Source organism: Vibrio sp. 2132-1, assembly GCF_033344315.1.
This window is the reverse complement of sequence record NZ_JAWPON010000012.1, coordinates 167431-184604: the sequence shown is the minus strand read 5'-3', so window position 1 is coordinate 184604 and position 17174 is coordinate 167431. Positions and strand designations below refer to the sequence as shown.

The 17174-nt window shown below is 44.3% G+C and carries 14 protein-coding genes, 2 tRNA genes and 1 pseudogene; 12 read left to right on the top strand and 5 right to left on the bottom strand.

What is annotated here, in order from left to right:
* Positions 1 to 150: 150 nt before the first annotated feature.
* The 5 genes from R8N47_RS15355 (at position 151) to R8N47_RS15335 (ending at position 2626) form a co-directional block, all read left to right on the top strand.
* Positions 151 to 227, top strand: a tRNA-Asp gene (locus tag R8N47_RS15355).
* Positions 228 to 262: 35 nt separating this feature from the next.
* Positions 263 to 339: transfer RNA gene (locus tag R8N47_RS15350), tRNA-Trp, on the top strand.
* Between the two features lie 473 nt (positions 340 to 812).
* Positions 813 to 1145, top strand: coding sequence for a DUF1904 domain-containing protein (locus tag R8N47_RS15345; protein ID WP_064353645.1), 333 nt, complete (start codon positions 813 to 815; stop codon positions 1143 to 1145).
* A 12-nt stretch (positions 1146 to 1157) separates the two neighbouring features.
* Positions 1158 to 1994 (top strand): penicillin-insensitive murein endopeptidase, encoded by an 837-nt coding sequence (gene mepA, locus R8N47_RS15340; RefSeq protein ID WP_064353646.1) that lies wholly within the window; start codon positions 1158 to 1160, stop codon positions 1992 to 1994.
* Positions 1995 to 2317: 323 nt separating this feature from the next.
* Positions 2318 to 2626 carry a hypothetical protein gene (locus tag R8N47_RS15335; RefSeq protein ID WP_005381765.1) on the top strand — a complete coding sequence of 103 codons (309 nt, stop codon included), beginning with the start codon at positions 2318 to 2320 and terminating at the stop codon, positions 2624 to 2626.
* A 42-nt stretch (positions 2627 to 2668) separates the two neighbouring features.
* Here the strand turns inward: R8N47_RS15335 and R8N47_RS15330 are convergent, their stop codons facing one another.
* The 3 genes from R8N47_RS15330 to rdgC form a co-directional block, all read right to left on the bottom strand.
* Positions 2669 to 2923, bottom strand: a complete 255-nt coding sequence (locus R8N47_RS15330; RefSeq protein ID WP_005381763.1) for a YfhL family 4Fe-4S dicluster ferredoxin — start codon at positions 2921 to 2923, stop codon at positions 2669 to 2671.
* A 2-nt stretch (positions 2924 to 2925) separates the two neighbouring features.
* Positions 2926 to 4326 carry a tRNA 5-hydroxyuridine modification protein YegQ gene (gene yegQ, locus R8N47_RS15325; RefSeq protein ID WP_005381754.1) on the bottom strand — a complete coding sequence of 467 codons (1401 nt, stop codon included), beginning with the start codon at positions 4324 to 4326 and terminating at the stop codon, positions 2926 to 2928.
* A gap of 165 nt (positions 4327 to 4491) precedes the next feature.
* Positions 4492 to 5406: a recombination-associated protein RdgC gene (gene rdgC / locus R8N47_RS15320; protein ID WP_005381753.1), complete on the bottom strand. Its 915-nt coding sequence runs from the start codon at positions 5404 to 5406 to the stop codon at positions 4492 to 4494.
* Positions 5407 to 5630: 224 nt separating this feature from the next.
* Here rdgC and phoB point away from each other — a divergent pair, with 224 nt between their 5' ends.
* Genes phoB through R8N47_RS15305 form a run of 3 tightly spaced genes read left to right on the top strand, consistent with a single transcriptional unit; the run spans position 5631 to position 8618 of the window.
* Entirely contained in the window at positions 5631 to 6320 is a 690-nt protein-coding gene (gene phoB, locus R8N47_RS15315; protein WP_005381752.1) for a phosphate regulon transcriptional regulator PhoB, read from the top strand.
* 40 nt (positions 6321 to 6360) lie between these two features.
* Positions 6361 to 7659, top strand: a complete 1299-nt coding sequence (gene phoR, locus R8N47_RS15310; RefSeq protein ID WP_005383667.1) for a phosphate regulon sensor histidine kinase PhoR — start codon at positions 6361 to 6363, stop codon at positions 7657 to 7659.
* Positions 7659 to 8618, top strand: a complete 960-nt coding sequence (locus tag R8N47_RS15305; protein WP_053306547.1) for a PstS family phosphate ABC transporter substrate-binding protein — start codon at positions 7659 to 7661, stop codon at positions 8616 to 8618. The genes phoR and R8N47_RS15305 overlap by 1 nt, the downstream gene beginning before the upstream one ends.
* A 34-nt stretch (positions 8619 to 8652) precedes the next feature.
* On the opposite strand, the gene ppx is transcribed toward R8N47_RS15305, so the two are convergent.
* Positions 8653 to 10158, bottom strand: a complete 1506-nt coding sequence (ppx, locus tag R8N47_RS15300) for an exopolyphosphatase (RefSeq protein WP_053306546.1) — start codon at positions 10156 to 10158, stop codon at positions 8653 to 8655.
* Entirely contained in the window at positions 10142 to 12232 is a 2091-nt protein-coding gene (ppk1, locus tag R8N47_RS15295) for a polyphosphate kinase 1 (protein ID WP_005381748.1), read from the bottom strand. Before ppk1 ends, ppx begins: the two co-directional genes overlap by 17 nt.
* A 207-nt stretch (positions 12233 to 12439) precedes the next feature.
* On the opposite strand from ppk1, the gene R8N47_RS15290 reads away from it, so the two are divergent.
* The 4 genes and pseudogenes from R8N47_RS15290 (at position 12440) to pstB (ending at position 17169) form a co-directional block, all read left to right on the top strand.
* Complete coding sequence (locus R8N47_RS15290; protein ID WP_005381747.1) at positions 12440 to 14644, top strand: ABC transporter permease subunit; 2205 nt, start codon at positions 12440 to 12442, stop codon at positions 14642 to 14644.
* A 30-nt stretch (positions 14645 to 14674) separates the two neighbouring features.
* A pseudogene (locus R8N47_RS28855) lies at positions 14675 to 14906 on the top strand (phosphate ABC transporter, permease protein PstA); the annotation flags it as partial.
* Between the two features lie 128 nt (positions 14907 to 15034).
* Entirely contained in the window at positions 15035 to 16348 is a 1314-nt protein-coding gene (pstA, locus tag R8N47_RS15285) for a phosphate ABC transporter permease PstA (protein WP_373920836.1), read from the top strand.
* A 2-nt stretch (positions 16349 to 16350) separates the two neighbouring features.
* The gene (gene pstB, locus R8N47_RS15280; RefSeq protein ID WP_005381745.1) at positions 16351 to 17169 is read left to right on the top strand and encodes a phosphate ABC transporter ATP-binding protein PstB; all 819 of its coding nucleotides are present in this window, start codon (positions 16351 to 16353) and stop codon (positions 17167 to 17169) included.
* The last annotated feature ends 5 nt before the right edge of the window (positions 17170 to 17174 follow it).

Below are 17174 nucleotides of genomic sequence, written 5' to 3'. Positions count from 1 at the left end.
ACTCAGAAGTGAAACGAAATAGCGCCGATGGTAGTGTGGGGCTTCCCCATGTGAGAGTAGGACATCGCCAGGCTTTAGTTTTATTTTCACTTTTTCGAAAAGTGAAGACAAAAGCGGACGCTTGCTTATTAAAGCGAGTGATACCACTGCGGAGTGGTAGTTCAGTTGGTTAGAATACCGGCCTGTCACGCCGGGGGTCGCGGGTTCGAGTCCCGTCCACTCCGCCACTTATTTGAGCGTCGTCTCAATAAACACGAATTACAGGGGTGTAGCTCCAATTGGCAGAGCAGCGGATTCCAAATCCGCGTGTTGGGAGTTCGAATCTCTCCACCCCTGCCATACTCTAAAGCCTCAGCAGTAATGCTGGGGCTTTTTTGCATCTGAAGAAAAGAGAATCTGACTAGTTGGAGAGCTGTCGATTCCTCTGATACCAAAGTATCGGGGGATTGAAAGTTCATATCTCCGGGATATTGGTCCACTTCACCTATCCCCCATGTTCATAACCTCTGGCTTAGGTCAGGGGCTCTTTTATTCCTAACGTATAGTTTCGGCGTCAGGTGTATGTTTATCCAACGAATATGGCATACCTTTGCTTCAGATAGTTTTATTTTCTAGTAATGTAATTACTAAATGTTGATGTATCGCTTTGCTCTTTCTGTTTTACCTTCGAATTTCATAACACTTTTTCTTCGTTATCGAGCACATCTGATTCACAATCTATTGAAAGGTCAGTGGTTACATTGGCTTGGATGATTACTGACTTGGTTCCTGTTATCATCATGCATTAATGCTAATAATTAGGAAGTAAGTTTATGCCACATTTTCGATTCCGTGCTGTAGAGCCACAAGCTGTTCAGGCATTATCAAAACCCCTTACGGATGAACTTCAGCCTCTAATGGACTGTCCGCGTGAGGATTTTACTTTTGAGTATATCTACACTACGTTTTTCAATGAGGGTGAGGTGAGTGCTGCATATCCTTTTGTCGAAGTGCTTTGGTTCGACCGTGGCCAGGTAGTGCAAGATGAAGTTGCCAAGCTTATTACGCAACAAGTGCGCGGTATCGCTGGTGCCGATATTGATGTTGCAGTTATCTTTTCCGCCTTATCTCCTAAAGCTTATTACGATAATGGCGAACACTACTAAAGGTTAAAGGCTATGAGGCTGAGTTTCATTGTAACTTTGGGTTTATGTTTCTCAGCTTCAGTATGTTCTACTCCTTGGGAGTCTGTGGTTAATCCTACCCGAAACTCTTCCTCCTCTATTGGTAGTTATGCTAACGGTTGTTTAGATGGTGCATTACCCTTGCCTCTCGATGGCGTTGGTTATCAAGTCTTACGTAGTAAAACGAAGCGCTACTATGGGCACCCTAAAACGATAGGGTTTATTGAAAATCTGGCGCTTAAAGCTCATCAAAATCTCAACACCACTCTGCTAATTGGTGATTTGTCTTTACCTAGAGGTGGAAGGTTCTCCTCTGGTCATTCTAGTCATCAAACTGGGTTAGATATCGATATCTGGTTAAGACTTGCTGACCAACCGCTTTCTTATAACGAATTACAACTTCCTAAGCCCATGAGTGTGGTGGATTTAAAAGGTTATTCCATACTTAATCATCGCTGGGAAGAACGACACTTTAAACTAATTCGGTACGCTTCAAAAAGTAAGGATGTTGCACGAATTTTTGTACATCCTGTTATTAAGGAGCAACTTTGCTTGCAAGAAAACGGCAAAGATCGTTCTTGGTTACGTAAAGTGCGTCCATGGTGGGGGCATCACTACCACTTTCACGTCAGGTTGTCTTGTCCTGATTCGAGCGACTATTGTGTTGATCAAGCACCACCTCCAGTAGGTGATGGTTGCGGTGCTGAGCTTGCAAGTTGGGCGCCAAAAGCAAAACCTACTGATACCCCTCAACGGGTAAAAACAACCTCTAAGCCCAAACGAAAAAAAGTCGTTCCACCTCAATGCTTGCCGCTTATCAATCCTAATTAGTGTTACTCTTCAGGTTTATCTGTACTTGGTGATCTCTTTTATGAAACTGGAGAAACATCATACTTTTGTCTACATTGAATAGTACCAATACAAAAACTAACCCAATCAGTTTTGGGGACATATTATAGAAATCTAAATTAAACAAAGAGTTGTAGTATGGGTAAGTTGTAACTTCTCTGTTTAGAAAAAGATCTTTCGTCACGATACTCTGGTTTCTTAGCAATATGTCTGTCAGTTGGCTAAAAAGCGATAACAACGCAGACAAGTGTGTAAGGCAGGGATATACCCTTTTCCTGTTAGAAGAGTAAATCAAGGACAAAACCATGACTATGATTTGTGCAAAAGAATTTGCAGAGTGGTTAAGACACAGATTTAGCAGTGATACTAAAGGAGTCTCTTTGACTCGAGAGGATGTGAATCACCTGACTGGGCGTCAACGCCTTGATCCGGGTTTTGTTAATGATGTGCATTATGAGCTGATGCAATATGGAATGGCTTTCGTTACTGATACGAGCCGAGAAAACTTTTATTTAATACCTGTTTCTCAAGCGGAAAATTGGCGTGAGAGACTAGAGTATCATTTTGAAAAAGAGCTATTCTGCAATATTATCCCTATTGAAAAATCAGGTTGAGAAAAGGTTCAACTTTGATGTCAAAGTTGAACCTAATTGCTCTTATGCTAACCCTTGAATAATCACGAATTTTTCAAGCAACTGCTCTTCAGTTTCGACATGGTTCGGATCAGTGATTATGCATTTTGTAATTGGACACACTGACTGACAGGTCGGCTTTTCGTAATGCCCCTTACACTCTGTACATAGCGCTGGATCAATTTCGAAAATGCTCTCTCCCATACTGATTGCCCCATTGGGGCATTCGGGATCACACATGTCGCAGTTAATGCATTTATCAGTAATGAGCAAGGCCATGGTTACTTACCAGTCGGGTTACGGGTGTCCTGCCCTGAGTTTAGATTACGCATTAATAGGCCATATTCTAAATCTAGCTCTGCTGGTACTGGAATGAATACAAAGTGACCGTTTCCTTTCGCGTCTTCAATAGACTCTGATTTGCGGTTTTCCATTGCCTCTAGCGTGAAAACAATATTGCCTTTTGGCGTCATTAGTTCAAGGCTATCACCGACAAGAAACTTATTTTTTACTTCTACTTCAGCCATGTCACCACGACGTTTGCCAGTGAATTCACCAACAAACTGTTGAGCATCAGAGACTGAGTAACCATAATCGTAGTTTTGGTAAGTATCGTGTGTATGACGGCGTAGGAAGCCTTCAGTGTAGCCACGGTGAGCTAGGCTTTCTAGTGTACCCATTAGGCTTTCATCGAATGGTCGACCTGCTACAGCATCATCAATTGCTTTACGATAAACTTGAGCGGTACGTGCGCAGTAGTAGAACGATTTAGTACGACCTTCAATTTTCAATGAGTGAACACCCATCTTAGTTAAGCGTTCAACGTGCTGAACCGCTCGTAGGTCTTTAGAGTTCATGATGTAAGTACCATGCTCATCTTCGTAAGCCGCCATTTTTTCTTCTGGACGGTGCGCTTCAGAAAGCAGAACGACTTCATCTGTTGGTTTGCCGCGACCAATTGTGGTTTCAGGGCGCTCGTCTTGTACTTCGACAGGCTGTGCTTCAGTCGGGTCGAATTTCTCTACGATATCACCAGCGTCGTTTTCTTTACCCTCTTCAACTTTGTATTCCCAGCGGCATGCGTTAGTGCAAGTGCCTTGGTTAGGGTCACGTTTGTTGATATAGCCAGAAAGTAGGCAACGACCAGAGTAAGCCATGCATAATGCACCGTGAACGAATACTTCAAGCTCAGTTTCAGGGCAATGCTCACGAATTTCTTCGATTTCTTCTAGAGATAGCTCGCGAGAAACGATCACACGCTCCACGCCATTCGCTGCCCAGAACTTAACGGTCGCCCAGTTTACAGCGTTCGCTTGTACAGAAAGGTGAATTGGCATTTCTGGGAAAGCTTCACGAACCATCATAATTAGGCCTGGATCTGACATGATCAATGCGTCAGGACCCATCTCTACGATTGGCTTAAGATCACGGATGAAGGTTTTTAGCTTCGAGTTGTGTGGTTGAATGTTACATACCACATAAAGCTTTTTGCCTAGGGCGTGGGCTTCATCGATACCGATTTTTAGGTTCTCGTGGTTAAACTCGTTGTTACGTACGCGAAGGCTGTAGCGAGGTTGGCCAGCGTAAACTGCATCTGCCCCGTAGGCGAATGCGTAACGCATGTTTTTCAGGCTGCCCGCTGGAGATAGTAGCTCAGGCACGAATGCTTTCTCAGTTGTCATTGCTCAATTCTCTTTTATCTGATCACAAGTCAGGCCAATTCCACCTAATGGAAATGGGGCGCAAATTTTACGTCAAAATGTGAACTGTGACTAGGGTAATTGTGCTTCAGATAGAAAAACGCCCTCAAAAAAAGTGAGGGCGTTATGGTTAACCTTTATACAATATTATGCGTTAGGATTCGGTAAGCCGCCTAGCGCATCGTATAGGTTGGGAAGGAAAGCACTGAACTCTCCACACATTAGAGAGAAGTCTGCATCAAATCGAGCTGCTTGATCTTCACGTGGAATATCATCGTTTTGATCTTTCAATTCATCAGAGAATTTTAGACGTTTGATGCCTGCATCTTCCGTCATAATGAACTCAATACGATCTTGCCAATTAAGCGCAAGTTTCGTCACGACTTTATCCGCAGCGATGTGGTTGCGGATTTCATCAGTGGTTAGCTCTTGCTTCTTACAGCGAATCACACCACCTTCTTCAAGTACGGATTTTAGCTCAGCTTCGTCCATCATGCTGATACCTTGAGGTGTGTCACCGCTTTTCACCCACTCGGTTAGCGTAGTTTCAATCGCCACTTCTGGAATAGCAGGAACAACAGGTAAACTACCCATGGTTTTACGAAGCAATGCTAATACATCTTCTGCTTTTTTATAGCTGCTTGCATCAACAAGGATAAAACCTTCTTTTGGCATGATGAGCACGTGAGTGTGGCTGCTGCGGCTGAATGCGCGCGGCAGTAAATCCATTACGATGTCATCTTTCAGATTGTCTTTCTCTTTCTTCTTCAGAGGACGACCTTCTTGCGCTTCCATTGCTTCTACTTTTGCATTCAATGATTCTTTGATCACAGAGGCAGGTAGCATTTTCTCTTCTTTCTTGGCGCAAATCAGAATGCGGTTTTCTGACACGTGAGTCATCATATCGCCATGTCTACCCATTGCACTGACCCAGCCAAATTTCTGTTTGTCTTGACTGCCACACGGGGTGAATCGGAATTCAGACAGCTGAGTTTCTAGTTGTTCGGCGTTAAAAGTAACCTCGCGGTTAACGCGGTATACCAGACAGTTTTTAAACCACATAAATCTTCTCTAGGCTTGATGACAAGGGACTAATCATAGGGAATTTTTGTGCTGATGTCTTAATAGAAATGAAAAATATCCGAATGAACCTCAAAAGAAAGTTATATGAAAATTTGTTTTCAAAGGTCACAAAAGTGTCATAATTGGTAGTGATAATGCTTATGCATAGAGAGGCGCTTTGTCTCTTAAATTCATTAGCTCAACGAACATAAGGTTACTCAATTATGTCTAGAAGGATTCTGGTTGTTGAAGACGAAGCTCCTATTCGCGAAATGCTGTGCTTCGTACTTGAGCAGAAAGGTTACCAAGCGGTAGAAGCGGAAGATTATGATACTGCAGTAACCAAACTGGCTGAACCCTTCCCTGATTTAGTTTTACTGGATTGGATGTTACCAGGCGGTAGTGGCATTAACTTCATCAAACATATGAAGCGAGAGGAATTAACGCGCAACATTCCAGTTGTGATGCTTACCGCTCGTGGTGAAGAAGAAGATAAAGTGCGCGGTTTAGAAGTCGGTGCGGATGACTACATTACTAAGCCATTCTCTCCTAAAGAGTTGGTTGCACGCTTAAAAGCGGTGATTCGTCGCGTTACTCCGACTGCACTAGAAGATGTAATTGATGTACAGGGATTAAAGCTTGACCCTGTATCGCACCGTGTTACGGCTAATGATGCGCCATTAGACATGGGTCCAACAGAATTTAAGATGCTTCATTTTTTCATGACGCATCAAGAACGCGTATACAGCCGTGAGCAGCTATTAAACAATGTTTGGGGCACTAACGTGTATGTCGAAGACCGTACGGTCGATGTTCACATTCGCCGCCTGCGTAAAGCATTGGAAGCTGCAGGGCATGATAAGCTGATCCAAACTGTTCGTGGTGCTGGATACCGCTTCTCGACGAAGGCATAAATTAACACGCAGCTTATCGGTACCATTTCTGGAGTTATGAGTGGTTGAAAGATTAACGTGGAAAAAGCTGGCCTGGGAGCTGGCTTTTTTTTACACCCCATGGGTGATAGTAGGTTGGATATTCGGTTATATGCCGTGGTTGCTTTTGGCTGCTACGGCATTGCAGCTTGTGTGGCATTTGCATAACCAAGTACGTTTATCTTCTTGGTTATGGGATGAAAAACGCCTCACGCCACCATCTGGTAGCGGTAACTGGGAATCTTTGTTCAATGGGTTGTATCGCTTACAACAGCGCCAACGCCGCAAACGAAAAGAGCTTACTAATCTTATTCGTCGATTCCGAAATGGTGCAGAATCGCTACCCGATGCGGTAGTGGTATTCCGTGCTGAAGGTAATATTGTTTGGTGCAACAAGCTGGCTCAGCACTTACTGGGCTTTCATTGGCCAGAAGATTCAGGTCAACCTATCTCCAATCTCATTCGTACACCTGATTTTATCAAGTACCTCAACAAGAAAGACTTTTCAGAGCCATTAGAAATGCGTTCACCACTCAATGTCGAACGCATGCTAGAACTACGTATCGTACCGTATACCGAAGGTGAACATTTGATGGTGGTGCGTGATGTTAGCCAGTTAAAACAACTTGAGGGAATGCGTCGCAACTTCTTTGCCAACGTATCTCATGAACTGCGTACACCAATGACGGTGCTACAAGGTTATCTTGAGATGACAGAAGATCCTGATATGGTCGTGGGTCCAATGTGGAGCAAAGCTCATGGTGTCATGACGGAGCAGCTTAACCGCATGAACAGTTTGGTGAACCAACTACTGACACTATCTAAAATTGAAGCGGCACCTATGCATGAGCTTGAGGAAGTCGTGAATGTGCCCGCGATGCTTGAAGTGTTAGAAAAAGAGGCGGTTAGCCTTAGTGGGGACAACCAACATAAATTGAAATTTGATGTTGATGCTAGCCTACGCGTGCTGGGCGATGATGACCAGTTACGTAGTGCTATCTCTAACCTCGTTTATAATGCCGTCAAATACACACCGCCTGGTGCGAACATTAATGTTCGTTGGTTCCAGACCTCTCAAGGCGCATGCTTAGAGGTGGAAGATAGTGGTGATGGCATTGAACCTCAGCACCTCCATCGACTTACTGAGCGTTTTTATCGAGTGGATAAAGCAAGATCACGTGATACTGGTGGAAGTGGTTTAGGGCTAGCCATTGTAAAACACGCGCTGAGTCACCATGACTCTCATTTAGAAATTCACAGTGAAGTAGGTGTGGGCAGTAAGTTTTCTTTCGTATTGCCTGAGCGTTTGGTGGTGAAATAATGACTTTACGATTGGCAAAAACATTCAGTTTATTCGCGCTTGTTTGTTCTTTTATGGCTGGCGCTCAAGATAAACCATTGCCGACTTATCATAAAACGACGGGGATTGTCGGGAACTTGCTCTCTGTTGGCTCCGATACACTTGCGGGTATGACAACGCTTTGGGTTGAAGAGTTTAAATCCATTTACCCGAATATTAATGCGCAAGTCCAAGCGTCTGGCTCTTCTACTGCCCCTCCAGCATTGACCGAACAAACAGCTCAGTTTGGTCCCATGAGCCGCCCTATGCGTTTAAGAGAGGTTGAAGCGTTTGAACGTGAACATGGCTACAAGCCAACGGCGCTTAGGGTAGCCATCGATGCAATCGGTATTTTTGTTCATCAAGATAATCCAATTCAAGGTCTTAACTTTAGTCAATTAGATGCTTTGTTTTCTGCCACGCTACGCTGTGGTGAAAGTCAATTTGTAACAAACTGGCAGCAACTCGGTCTTGAATCACAGTGGGCAAAGCGAAACGTACAGTTGTTTGGTCGTAACTCCGTTTCTGGAACTTATGGTTACTTCAAAAGTAATGCCTTGTGTGGCGGCGATTTCAAGACTCGAGTTAACGAGCAGCCAGGCTCCGCGTCAGTTGTGCAAGCTGTAGCGTCAACCATCAGTGGAATTGGTTATTCCGGTGTCGGTTATCGAGTGGCAGGCGTGCGCTTAGTCCCTGTGGCTAAAATGGGAAATGACTACGTGACTCCAACGCGAGAACATATTGTTAGTGGTAAGTACCCACTATCACGTTACTTATATGTTTACGTGAATAAGCACCCTGATTACCCATTAACACCAATTGAAGCTGAGTTTATTCGCTTTATCTTTTCTGCTCAGGGACAAGCGTTGGTTGAGAAAGATGGTTATGTGCCCATTACGGCAGACTTTGCAGAAGAAGAGTTAAAAAAAGTCGGCCTGTAAGCCGACTTTTTATTTAGGTATGGACAGTACGAGATCAGAAAGTGAGTGTCCACTTCGCGCTGTCCCAACGTTCTTGTTCTTCCTGTAAATCCGCGTGAAGTAATTTATTGTTTTCTAGCCATGCTTCATCTGTGCAGGTGAGAATCCATTCGTCATTTTTGATAGATAAGGTGATATCAGGCAATGGATCTTCATTACGCTGCCCATTTAATACGATAGAAAGTCGTAATATTTTGATGAGGCTTATAATGTCACTCTGTTTATAGAGGTTGAAATCTGGTAGTTCTTGCAATTTGAGCGCTTTACGCTGGAAGCGAGCTAATGTTGCAAGCACTAATTGCTGCTCACGGTTGAAGCCTTGTAGGGTGGAGTGCAACAGAATATAAAAAGAGTGGCGATGGAAACTACGCAAGTTGATACTTAATCCGACTTCATGAAGCAACGCTGCCCATTCTAGTAAGTCAAATAACTCACTCTTTTTCTTAATGCCTAGTTCAGAGCGTACCTGACATAACATCTCACGTGCATGCCCCTTAACACGAGCGGCATGCTCTAAGTCGACTCGGTGCTTGTTGGCTAAATTTTCTGTGGTGCGCATGCGAATATCGGAGCGTGCAAAACGTTCTTCCATTTCGTACAACAGGCCTTCGCGTAGAGCACCATCGGAGAAAAACATTTGCTCAATGCGAAGCGCTTTGAAAATCGCGGACAAAATCGCTACGCCTGCTGCGAATACGGGTTTACGTTCTTCTGTTAGACCCGCCAGCTCAATATCTTCAATTGAATCAAATTTACACAGAGTTTCGATAAGTGTATCCAGTCGACTCGCTGTGATCAGGCCATCTTCAAAACCTAATCCTACTAGCACTTCTTGAATCGCTTTGATGGTTCCTGATGAGCCGAGAGCAATATCCCAGCCCTTTTTACGATATGTTGAAGCGATGGACTCGAGTTTTTGTTCGGCCGCTAACATCGCCTTGCTGAAGTTTTTTCCTGACAGTTTGCCGTTTTTAAAGTATTGCTCTGTAAAACTGACGCATCCCATCTGTTTACTGTTGAGAAGCTCAGGCTCAAATTCTTGTCCAATAATCATCTCGGTACTGCCGCCTCCGATATCGATGACTAGTTTGGAGTTGGATTCTACTTGAGTGTGCGCGACACCTAAGTAAATCAGGCGGGCTTCTTCTTCTCCAGGGATAATTTCTATTGGGAAAGGCATCACTTCTTTTGCACGCTCGATGAAAAGGTGGGCATTTTTAGCGCGTCTTAGTGTGTGTGTTGCGGCGATACGTACATTTGACTCATCAAGCCCTTGCAACCTTTCAGCGAACATGGCTAAGCATTCTAGTGCACGCTCCATTGCGGCGTGACTTAAGTTCAATTCACTGTCGAGTCCTGATGCTAAGCGAACACGTTGTTTATGACGACTAACCAGTTGTAGGTCACTGCCAACAACTTTGGCCACCACCATATGGAAACTGTTTGAGCCGAGGTCTATCGCGGCAATGTAGCGAGTATCTTGTTCAAGTATTTGAGGCATCTGAATTTTGTTTTCTAGTTTGCTTTTCTATATTTTTAAGATAGTCATAGATAGCGATTTGAGAGCGAACTTTTTTGCGATTACCTCGTGGTACGTAAGCGTTACTCATTTCTTTATCTATTAAACGAGCCTTTACTGTATCGGTAAAATGGATATTCGTTATATCAATAATTCTCTGTTTCAAACGTGGATCACGGACTGGTACTGCTACCTCGATACGGTGATCAATATTTCTTGTCATCCAGTCTGCGGAGGAGATATAAACTTGCGGATCGCCATCATTGTGGGTGATCACCACGCGAGGGTGCTCAAGAAAGCGGTCAACAATACTGATGATGCGAATATTGTCGCTGATCCCCTCAATGCCCGGTACTAATGAGCACATGCCTCGAATGATCATGTTTATTTTTACACCGGAAGTACTTGCTCCATAAAGCTTATTGACGATGCCTTTATCGACTAGGTTATTGACCTTGATCGTAAGAGCGGCTTTTTTCCCTAGCTTGGCATTCGCAATTTCATTATCAATTAAGCGGTAGATTTGGGTTCGAGAATTACGAGGAGATACCATAAGGTGATTGAACTTCACTGGTCGGTATGGATTCTCAATGTAACCGAAGACATTACGGACTTCATTAGTGATTTCTTGATCTGCCGTAAGAAGGGAGAAGTCGGTATAAATTCGTGCCGTCTTCTCATGGAAGTTGCCTGTGCCGATGTGTGCGTAGCGAATAATTTCTTCACCTTCGCGTCGGCTAATCATCAGTAGCTTTGAGTGAATCTTAAGACCAGGTGCACCAAAGATGACGTGAACACCCGCTTCGGTTAATACTTTTGACCATTCGATATTGGCTTCTTCATCAAAGCGAGCTTGCAGCTCGACGACCACAGTGACATTTTTGCCGTTGTGCACTGCATCAATTAAAGAGTTCATCAAGCGAGAATCTTTCGCGACGCGATAAATGTTAATCTTGATACTAAGTACTTTGGGATCGAAGGAGGCTTGGCGCACTAATTCACTAATGTGGTCAAAAGTGTGGTAGGGATAATAGAGCAGAATATCTTTCGCTTTAATCGCGTCAAAGCTGTTGGCATAACCTTCGAAATCGGCACATTTCATTGGCGGGAGAGGTTTATTTTCAAGATACTCTCGTCCAACATTTGGAAAGCCGATGAAGTCTTTAAAGTTGTGATAGCGTCCGCCGGGGATAAGGTTATCGTAGTTAGAGATATTAAGTTTGTTACACAGAAACTCTAACATTTGAGGCGGCATATCGCGTTCGTAGACGAAGCGAACGGGCTTTGCTGTCAGTCGCTGATTGACACCCTCTGACATTTGTTCAAGCAAGCTGTACTCGATTTCATTGCGTAAATCGTATTCAGCGTCACGCGTCATTTTCATCGCATAGCCGCTAAGCTCATCATAATCAAAAAAGCCTTTGAACAGCTCGTCCAAACAGTGGCGGATAATATTATCAAGTAAGATGATGGTTTTTCGACGCTTTCCTTTCTGTTCTGGTACCATCACAAAGCGGGGAAGGTGATCGGTCGGAATTTCGATCAGAGCGTATTGGTAATGTTCTTCTTTACGCAGTTCTACGGCGATGTAAGCGTACTCGTCTTTGAGAAATTGCAGAACATCAATCTCGTCTTTCATTAGGAGGGGAGTGATATGCGGCATTACCTCTCTACGGAAGTATTTCGCGATCCACTTTTGTTGCGATTCATCCAGTTGCTGTTCGTTGACCAAGAAAATGCGACGTCGCGCCATTTCTCGAATCAATTCGCTGTAAAGCTCATCAAATTGTTCGTTAAGCTTTAGTGCTTTCGACTGCATTTTGGTTAACAGTCGTTTAGGGCTATCACTGCCACCGCGCTCTTGGCTGATTAGGATTCTGCGCTTCACGTCCGCAAAGCGTACTTTGTAAAATTCATCTAAATTGTTGGAAAAGATCCCAAGAAAGCGAATACGTTCGATCAAAGGGACGGTTTTATCGGCAGCTTCTTGTAATACTCGTTCGTTGAAAGACAACCAACTCAGTTCTTTTTCTATATATAGTTTTTCTGCGCTCATAACCTTACCTAGCCAAAAGTGAAGTAATACGTACTCATCTTGGAAAAATGGATGAGTGAGAACATTATGAGATTTTCATTACAGATTTATTTCATACCACGCATTGCATAAGAGTTGTATTCTTTTCAGGTGTTTAATGTGATCTGTAATATAATTGTCATCTTAACGACATATTCTAGTACTAAGTCAAAAAAGGTAGAGATTTAAATGGCACAAGCCGAGTTTTCATTGCAGGAAAAAGATAAGAAACGACTGATAAAAGATCGTTTAGTTCGACTTGCAGTGACATCCGGTGGTGTCGGCGTACTTGCGGCGCTTATTTTGATCTTTGTCTACCTCGCCATGGTGATCATTCCGCTTTTTTCTGATGCGGAGATCAAAACCAACCAAGCCATTCGAGCCACTCATATTGAAACACCACTTGCGATTTCAGTGGATGATTACGCTCAGCTCGCGTTCGTTCTAACCCAAAGTGGTGAGATTCAATATTTGTCGATGGACGATCCTACGAAACCTGCGGTGTATACACAGCAAATCGCCCAGAAACCCGTCGCTTTCTCTCAATCTGCTCCTGGGCTAGGTTGGTATGGATTTGTTGATGGGCAGGGTAAAGCGAACCTTTTCAAGCCAGAATTTAATGCCACATTGAGAGAAAATACACGTCCTCCGGAAGTGATTGAGCTAGACACCAGCATGGATCTGACACTAAGTACGCCTCAAGATCCTGTGACTCAGTTTGTATTTGCAGCTTCGACGCCCTTACCAACGGTTGTTTGGCAGACGCAAAGCGGTGAAGTGAAAGCTCGCTGGCAAGTGGCTTCGTCTTTGGGTACGTCTCCTACAACGATCGATTTTACGTTCTCTTCAGGCTTTAATACGCCTCAGCAAATGTTGTTGACACCTGACGGTGAAACGCTTTATTTGCGCGATGGCTCTGAGTTGATCGTGTTAAAGAAAACCGCACGTAAATTTGCTGTGCGAGAGGTGGTCGATCTCACTCAAGGTGATAAGAAGCATTCCGTTCGTACGATAGACTTATTGGCTGGTGCTTACTCGCTTTTGGTGACGCACAACGATGGTCGGGTGTCGCAATGGTTTGATACGCTGCAAGAAGAAAAACGCACGTTAACGCATATTCGTGATTTTAAATTGGCATCAGAGCTTAAGTATTTGTTGCCGGATTCTCATCGAAAAGGATTTTATAGCTTTTACACCAACGGCACGTTGCAAAGCCATTATACAACCAGTGAAAAACTGGTGTTGTTTAAGCGTGCGTATAATCAAGCGCCCGCAATCGCAGCAATGTCTAACAATGAACGCTACTTAATCACTTGGCAAAATAATGCGTTAAATGTTGCGGAAGTGGACAATGCCTATCCGGAAATTTCATTGTCTTCATTATGGCAAGAAGTGTGGTACGAAGGGTATCCTGAGCCTGAATTTGTGTGGCAATCGACTTCGGCGAGCGATAACTTTGAGGCTAAGTTCAGCCTAGTACCTATTGCGTTTGGAACGATAAAAGCGGCGATGTTTGCGATGCTGTTTTCAGTACCGCTCGCAGTGCTAGGTGCTATTTATACGGCTTACTTTATGTCGCCACGCATGCGTCGTGTCGTAAAACCGTCGATTGAGCTAATGGAAGCACTGCCGACGGTGATCATTGGTTTCCTCGCGGGATTGTGGTTCGCGCCTATTGTCGAAGATCACCTGATTACGATCGTCGTTATGCTGTTTGTTTTGCCCTTGAGCACCATGATTATGGGCGGGCTATGGGCATTAATACCGCAACCTTTGCGGAATCGTCTGCCTAATGGTTGGCATGCTTTAGTGCTCATGCCTGTCATATTGGTACTGATTGGGCTTGGAGTGTGGATTTCGCCTACGATTGAGCAGACGTTCTTTGGTGGCGATATGCGCTTATTCTTAACCGAGCATGGTATTGGTTACGATCAGCGCAATGCATTGGTGGTGGGGCTAGCGATGGGGTTTGCTGTTATCCCGACGATTTTTACCATTGCCGAAGATGCTATTTTCTCTGTACCGAAGCATTTATCGGATGGCTCTTTGGCATTAGGGGCCACGCCTTGGCAAACTTTAATCTATGTTGTCTTGCTTACTGCAAGCCCAGGTATTTTTTCTGCCATTATGATGGGCCTGGGACGCGCTGTTGGCGAAACCATGATTGTGTTAATGGCAACGGGCAATACGCCATTAATGGATTGGAATATTTTGGAAGGATTGCGCAGCCTGTCGGCGACCATCGCCGTTGAGTTGCCAGAGTCGGAAGTTGGAAGTTCGCATTATCGCCTGCTGTTCCTAGCTGCATTGATTTTGTTTGTGTTTACGTTTGCAGTAAACGCGCTTGCGGAGTGGGTTCGTCAGAGACTGAGAGATAAGTACCGTGCGTTGTAATAATGGTTTGAATAAAGAGCGAGTAATAACGTGTTAAATTGGATTCGTTCTGGCGCACCGTGGATATGGCTAACAGGCGGTGCAGTCAGCATCAGTTTGTTGTCGGTATTAGGGTTGTTACTCCTTATCGGCTGGAAAGGCCTGACTTACTTTTGGCCAGCGCCTTTGTATCAGTGGAATGTTGCAGCGCTGACTCCTGTACAAGGCGAAGTGCTACATGAAAATACTATTCTGATTGGTCAAGTGTATGAGCGCAGCTTTGTACCGAAGAGTTATTTGCCTGAAAGCGCAGCACAACAGTTAGAAGACGATGAAGATTTTGCCACGCGACTCAGTATCAAAATCGCTAACCGAGAGTTGTATCCCGCCGATTTTATCTCCGTATTGCAAATGCAGTTGGATGAGCCCACGACGCCAAAAGAGTGGGCGGTGATAGAGCGCAGTAGTGGTGGTTACTTCTTTGGTAAGCTGGTGGCGTTTCAAGATGGCGATAATATATACACCAGTGATATTCAATCGGTACTAAATAAAAAGCTTGATGATGCAGAAACTCTGCGCCATGAGATTGATTCTTTGGTGGTCGATCAGCTTAAAGAGCTTGGTTGGAAGCTAGAGCAGTTGCGATTAGAAAAGCGCAAGCATGAATTGAATGACACGCTGACAGAAAGCTTCTTAAAGGAAAATCAGACGAAAAAAGAGCAGATAGAAAAAGCGCTTGCGACGTTAGATTTGCAACTTGATGGTTTACGACTTCAGCTCTCTGACTATGCCTTGATTGCCGAGGATATGACGGGGTCACAAGTATCGATTCCGCTCGAAGACATTTTGGACTACTGGTATCCAAACCAAATGTCACTGCCTGATAAAGTCATGCATTGGGGAAAACAGGTTTGGAAGTTTTTATCTGAAGATCCAAGAGAGTCTAACTCCGAAGGAGGCGTGTTCCCTGCGATATTTGGTACGGTTTTCTTAGTACTCATTATGTCGATCATTGTGATGCCACTTGGGGTGATCGCCGCTATCTATCTACATGAATATGCTAAGAATAACGCTCTAACCAGAGTTATTCGTATTGCGGTTATAAACCTAGCGGGTGTTCCATCGATTGTTTATGGCGTGTTTGGTTTAGGTTTCTTCGTTTATACGATTGGTGCCTCTATCGACAACGTATTCTATGCGGAGAAGCTACCGGCACCAACCTTTGGTACGCCGGGTTTGTTATGGTCAGCACTAACTCTTGCCGTGCTGACGCTTCCAGTTGTGATTGTGACGACAGAAGAAGGTTTAACTCGAATTCCGAGCTCCGTACGACATGGCTCTCTGGCACTTGGTGCAACTCAGTTCGAAACGCTATGGCGCGTGGTTTTGCCTATGGCGACGCCAGCTATTATCACAGGTTTGATCCTTGCGATTGCGCGTGCAGCTGGCGAAGTAGCGCCACTGATGCTGGTGGGGGTCGTGAAATTGGCATCCAGTTTACCGGTTGACGGACAATTCCCTTATGTGCATTTGGATAGAAAGTTCATGCATTTAGGTTTTCACATTTACGATGTTGGCTTTCAAACCTCCAACATCGAAGCGGCGCGACCATTAGTTTATGCCACCTCTTTCCTACTCGTGACAGTGATTGTCGGGCTAAACTTAACAGCAATCAGTATTCGCAATAATTTACGAGAAAAATACAGAACGTTAGGACAAGATTAAGTATGTTTAATTTTGATAGTACATTAGGTTATGAGCCACCATTGGATGTTCATAATTTAACGGATGAACAAACAGCCATCTCAATCGAGAACCTTAATCTGTTCTATGGTCAAACTCAGGCGCTGCATGATATTTCGATGCGAATTCCCAAAGGGCGAGTCACCGCTTTTATCGGTCCTTCAGGGTGTGGAAAGTCGACGTTATTACGTTGCATCAATCGCATGAACGACTTAGTGGAAGGGTGTCGAGTCACAGGTAAAGTGCGTCTCCATGGCAAGAATGTTTATCATCCTAATGTCGATGTTGCGACACTTCGACGCCGAGTGGGGATGGTGTTTCAAAGACCCAATCCATTTCCTAAGTCTATTTATGAAAACGTAGTTTATGGCTTACGCTTACAAGGTGTAAAAAACAGCCGCAGTTTAGATGACGCAGTGGAGCGATCCTTGCGCTCGGCGGCGTTGTGGGATGAGGTAAAAGACCGCTTGCATGAGAACGCATTTGGCTTATCTGGTGGTCAGCAACAGCGCTTGGTCATTGCGCGCGCGGTGGCGATTGAGCCGGAAGTCCTGTTATTGGACGAGCCAACATCAGCGTTGGATCCAATCTCAACTTTAACTATTGAAGAGCTTATCAATGAGCTGAAGACTCAATATACTGTCGTTATCGTTACCCATAACATGCAACAAGCGGCGAGAGTGAGCGATCATACTGCATTCATTCATATGGGTAAGTTAATTGAATACTCTGACGCGGACTCGATTTTCACCTCGCCAATGAAGAAACAGACCGAAGATTACATTACGGGTCGCTACGGTTAAGTCGC